This window comes from Coleofasciculus sp. FACHB-1120, assembly GCF_014698845.1.
Taxonomy (GTDB): Bacteria; Cyanobacteriota; Cyanobacteriia; order Cyanobacteriales; family FACHB-T130; genus FACHB-T130.
On the sequence record NZ_JACJTV010000071.1, the window covers coordinates 1 to 4,301 of the forward strand.

Genomic DNA, 4,301 nt, shown 5'->3' on the forward strand with positions numbered 1-4,301 from the left:
TGTTTGACAATGAATATGATTTAGCCCTGGCTGTGATGGAGGGCATGGAATCACGAAGTGAACAAGGTGGGTATACGATGGAGCGTTTTAGGTTTAAATCATCCTAGCTACTTAGACATCGACATAAAGTTGATCTACTCCAACCTGCTTACGATTGAATAACTCAATCTTGCTGTAGTTGCGTCGCACCTTATCACAACAGCGCGATCGCACTTGCTGAACCAACGCATCAATGTCAGCTTGACCGTTTCTGCTGGTCTCTCCTTGTTCTAAAACTGGTTGCTGATTATGCTGTTGCCATTCTGGAAAACGAGACTCCCAGAGCCATTTATACCCTTGCTCCCACGGGCTTTGACCTTTGGGCGCTCTCCCTCGTTTCTTCTGCCCATCAATTGGACAACCATTTTCCCCGAAAATTTTGCAGATTGTCGCTAATTCATCTTGGAGTTTCTGAGCACCATCTACTGGTTGATTGTTCCATGCAATAAAACTCACCAGTGTTGAATTTTCTCTATCAGCATTTTCTGGGCTAAAACGTGCCAAGAATGCCGCCAGTGAATCGCCTGTCAGGTTTAGCTGGAGGGCGATCGCCTCTAAAAACTGTCGTTGTGTCGTTTTATCCTGAGAATCCACTCCGTGCCAGTCCTCATCACCGATTTATTTCTATTTGCTTCTCTATTTATTGGCAATTTTTCTTCGATTTGACAACTCCTAATCTCAAAAGTATCGAAACATTCATACTTAGGAGTCGCGAATGAAGCCCTTTAACAAAAAGAAATGGCTTAAATTAGTCGAGTTTGTAGTGGTGGGTGCTGCCACTTGGCTTAATCCCAATGCAGGATTTCTGCTCTTTCTACTCCAACGGTGCTTTCAAATCCTGGCAGCGTTGCAGAAAGATGAGCAGGGTGAAACAGACAGGGGCAAACCGACAAGCCCGCGCTTGCGCGATCGCAAGTAATCATATTGAGGAGGAGTCATAATAGGGCGATCGCTTTTACACTTGATTATTCTCAGTTTGCGATCGCATCAATAACACAACTTTAAGACTCCCAAGATATTGATCCCCATACAGCACGTTGAAACACTAGAGTAAATGACCCAGTGGTGTAAAATCCTAGATCCTAGAGACAGTTAACGGCGGTCAACGGAGTCTAAACACAATGGAATCACATCGGAAGCCAACGGTTGTAATTACGGGTGCCTCCTCAGGGGTTGGTTTGTACGGTGCAAAAGCGCTTGCCAAAAAGGGATGGCACGTAGTGATGGCTTGTCGGGATTTGGAGAAGGGGAAAAAAGCTGCCGAAACAGTGGAAATCCCCCAAGACAGCTATACCCTCATGCAGATCGACCTAGCCTCTTTGGAGAGCGTTCGCCAGTTCGTGAATAACTTCAGAGCTAGCGGCAAGTCCTTGGACGCTTTGGTGTGCAACGCCGCAGTTTATCTACCTTTATTAAAAGAACCTATGCGGAGCGCAGAAGGTTATGAACTGAGCGTGGCGACAAATCACCTCGGTCATTTCCTGCTGTGCAACCTGATGCTGGAGGATTTGAAAAAGTCCTCTTATCCAGATCGCAGACTTGTGATTTTGGGAACTGTGACGGCAAATCCGAAGGAGTTGGGAGGTAAGATTCCGATTCCAGCGCCTCCAGATTTAGGCAATCTCCAAGGCTTTGAAGCAGGTTTCAAAGAACCGATTGCGATGATTAACGGCAAGAAATTTAAACCCGGCAAAGCTTACAAAGATAGCAAACTGTGCAATGTTTTAACCATGCGGGAACTGCATCGACGCTATCACTCTTCCACAGGCATCACCTTTAACTCCTTTTATCCGGGATGCGTTGCAGATACGCCCCTATTCCGCAACCACTATCCTCTGTTTCGGAAAATCTTCCCGCTGTTCCAAAAGAACATCACCGGGGGATACGTGTCTCAGGAGTTGGCAGGGGAAAGGGTTGCAGCGATTGTTGCCGATCCTGAATACAAGGAATCTGGGATGTATTGGAGTTGGGGAAATCGCCAGAAACCCGGTCGTCAGTCTTTTGTGCAAGAGGTTTCTGACGAAGCCAGCGATGATAACAAAGCTCAAAAGCTGTGGGATTTGAGCGCTAAGTTAGTTGGAGTAGGGTAACGAAGACTGTGGGTTAGCGAATTATTAGTCATTGTTCAATATAGCTATCTGGTTTTGATGTTGTCTGCCGAAACATCAAAACCAAAGCTAAACCTTTAATTGCAGCACTGATCGGAGGTAGAATCATTGCCCCGCCTAAAGCAGAAACTGGAATCCACCAACCCGCTCTCGAAATCTGCCGCTTTAGCAACAACCATTGTGCAGTTCCAACAATTGCTTCATTTATTGCACCTATCTTAGATAGCCTAAAAAGCTCATACGAATTACTTAGATCTAATGATATAAAGTCACTAAAGAAATCAGATAGTGCGTTTGTAGATATAGAGTAACTCGCTAGCACACATACTGGTAAAGCTACAGCCCCACCGATAGCAGACGCTGCAATCCACAAACTCGATTTTTTCATTCGCCGCTTCAGCAACAACCATTGGAAGCAACCCAAAATAGCCCATACAACAGTCCAGCCAAAGGGAAATCCGTTGCTGCCAAGACCTCCAGTCAAAAGTGTTACAAAAAAGCCAGCAACAATCCCAAGCAAACTACCTATAGTAGATAAAGCAATCCAGCTCAACCAAAACTTCCATTCCGCACTCTTTAGCATTGCGAAGTTAGAGGAGTTCTTCATAGACCTCTGTGAAAAAAATTAGATTAAGATTTTAGCTGTTTTTCCCGGCTTGGGTGTGTTAAATACATATTTGTTTGCCCAATTGTCAAATTGTTGATGGTCGCAACGAATTGTCACGAACCAGCTAGAAGTCTTGGTTTCAAGCTTTCTATAAAAGTGCTTGAACTCAACAGCAGCTCACTTCACGTCCGGTGGCTATTTTACCCAACACAGGAAATAGCCTCAAAGTGATTCGCTTTGAGGCTATTCTCATCCAAACTGTTAATTGAAGTAGGACGAGCGTGGCTTTTTTTAGCTAGTTACTGACCCGAACCCTCCGGACTATCGGCAGCAGGGTTTTGTTGACTGCTGGATGTGGGATCTGTGGCACTCGATTCGTCTTGAGCTGGAGTGCGATCGCTCTCACTTTCGGACTGTGTGGGAGCAGTTTGCGTAGAAGGTGCTTGTTGAGCCTCAGGCTGCTTTGGCTCAGCATTGGGCACAGTAATGTTGATCTTTTGTGCCGGAGCTTGCTGTTGAGGTGCCGGAGCTTGCTGTTGAGGAACTGGAACCAAAACATCCCTAGTTCTTTCAATGATTGTGGTTTCTTGTTTAGGAGCTTGCTTTGCTTCAGGAGCTGGCTTCGCTTCGGGAGCTGGCTTGGCATCTGGTTGTCTAGGAACCACAATATTTGGGATAACCGGAGCGGGTGCCTCATTCCGTTGGTTTAAAAAGAACAAAGTCCCAGCGGTCAAGCCGACCAGCGAAGTCAGGAGCAAGCCAATTACCAAGCCACTCGCGGCATTATTGTTATCTCGAACAGCTAAATTTTCTTCTTGGTAGCTGCGTTCGGAAACTCGACCGCTAACGTAACCATCCCGGTAGGAGTCAGCGTTAGGCTTAACAACGCCATTATTAACTGTTTCTGTTCGCGTTACGTTGGTATGAGTATGACCGTTAGCGTCATTGTAAGAATCCTGACGAACTTCACGGTTATAAGTTTGGTAATCCTTTGGATTAGTCATAGGTGTTGATAAACTCCAAAAAAATGTAGATAAAATAGAACCTTGAAAGTCTGTCGGCGTGACGCACTTTCTTTCAAAAAAGAATTCTTAGCTTTGTTGTAGTTTGATTCGCTACTTATGCTTGAATTGTTTTCAGAATAACTTTTGCAAAAGCACAAATGGCTCTATCCCAAGAGCGGATTGTTACTTCTATCAAAGGACTGACTGTTTCAATAACTGCTATAAGGTATTAGCGAAAGCTGATAGAGATAGTACAAGCTTAGTAAAGCAAAACTACTTTCAATCAAAGGGCTATCTTTACTAAAACTTTAATTTTTTATAGGCTATCTTTACTAAATATTTATAAATAAAAGCAACTAGCTAAGTAGCTAGGCGGAATTAAACCGAAAACGCTCAAGAGTATATCCTCCTGTTTGACTTCGTGTTTGCATTCCTTTAATCAGGGCCATTGCTAAATCGTACTCATCTTCAAACATCTGCCCGGCGATCTCATGCGCTTTGAGTTGATGCCACGGGTCTTCAATCCGATTCATTTGATCACTA

At 44.5% G+C, this 4,301-nt stretch carries 5 protein-coding genes; 2 read left to right on the top strand and 3 right to left on the bottom strand.

Going from position 1 to position 4,301, the window contains the following annotated elements; translation table 11 throughout:
• Nucleotides 1-111: 111 nt before the first annotated feature.
• A complete protein-coding gene (locus H6H02_RS26350) occupies nucleotides 112-633 on the bottom strand; it encodes a hypothetical protein (protein ID WP_190823367.1) in 522 nt (173 codons plus the stop codon).
• 121 nt (nucleotides 634-754) lie between these two features.
• Between H6H02_RS26350 and H6H02_RS26355 the strand changes: the two genes are divergently transcribed.
• On the top strand, nucleotides 755-958 hold the full coding sequence (locus H6H02_RS26355; protein WP_190823369.1) for a hypothetical protein: 204 nt from the start codon (nucleotides 755-757) through the stop codon (nucleotides 956-958).
• A gap of 202 nt (nucleotides 959-1,160) precedes the next feature.
• Nucleotides 1,161-2,129 carry a protochlorophyllide reductase gene (locus H6H02_RS26360; RefSeq protein ID WP_190823371.1) on the top strand — a complete coding sequence of 323 codons (969 nt, stop codon included), beginning with the start codon at nucleotides 1,161-1,163 and terminating at the stop codon, nucleotides 2,127-2,129.
• Nucleotides 2,130-2,157: 28 nt separating this feature from the next.
• Here H6H02_RS26360 and H6H02_RS26365 read toward each other — a convergent pair whose 3' ends face one another.
• Both H6H02_RS26365 and H6H02_RS26370 read right to left on the bottom strand, forming a co-directional pair.
• Nucleotides 2,158-2,754 (bottom strand): hypothetical protein, encoded by a 597-nt coding sequence (locus H6H02_RS26365; protein WP_190823373.1) that lies wholly within the window; start codon nucleotides 2,752-2,754, stop codon nucleotides 2,158-2,160.
• A gap of 299 nt (nucleotides 2,755-3,053) precedes the next feature.
• Nucleotides 3,054-3,758 carry a hypothetical protein gene (locus H6H02_RS26370; RefSeq protein WP_190823375.1) on the bottom strand — a complete coding sequence of 235 codons (705 nt, stop codon included), beginning with the start codon at nucleotides 3,756-3,758 and terminating at the stop codon, nucleotides 3,054-3,056.
• Between the last annotated feature and the right edge of the window lie 543 nt (nucleotides 3,759-4,301).

What these genes read in the sequence shown, in the direction of transcription:
- H6H02_RS26355 (WP_190823369.1), top strand. Translation starts at nt 755, where the DNA reads ATGAAGCCCTTTAACAAAAAGAAATGGCTTAAATTAGTCGAGTTTGTA.
- H6H02_RS26360 (WP_190823371.1), top strand. Translation starts at nt 1,161, where the DNA reads ATGGAATCACATCGGAAGCCAACGGTTGTAATTACGGGTGCCTCCTCA.
- H6H02_RS26365 (WP_190823373.1), bottom strand. Translation starts at nt 2,754, where the DNA reads ATGAAGAACTCCTCTAACTTCGCAATGCTAAAGAGTGCGGAATGGAAG.
- H6H02_RS26370 (WP_190823375.1), bottom strand. Translation starts at nt 3,758, where the DNA reads ATGACTAATCCAAAGGATTACCAAACTTATAACCGTGAAGTTCGTCAG.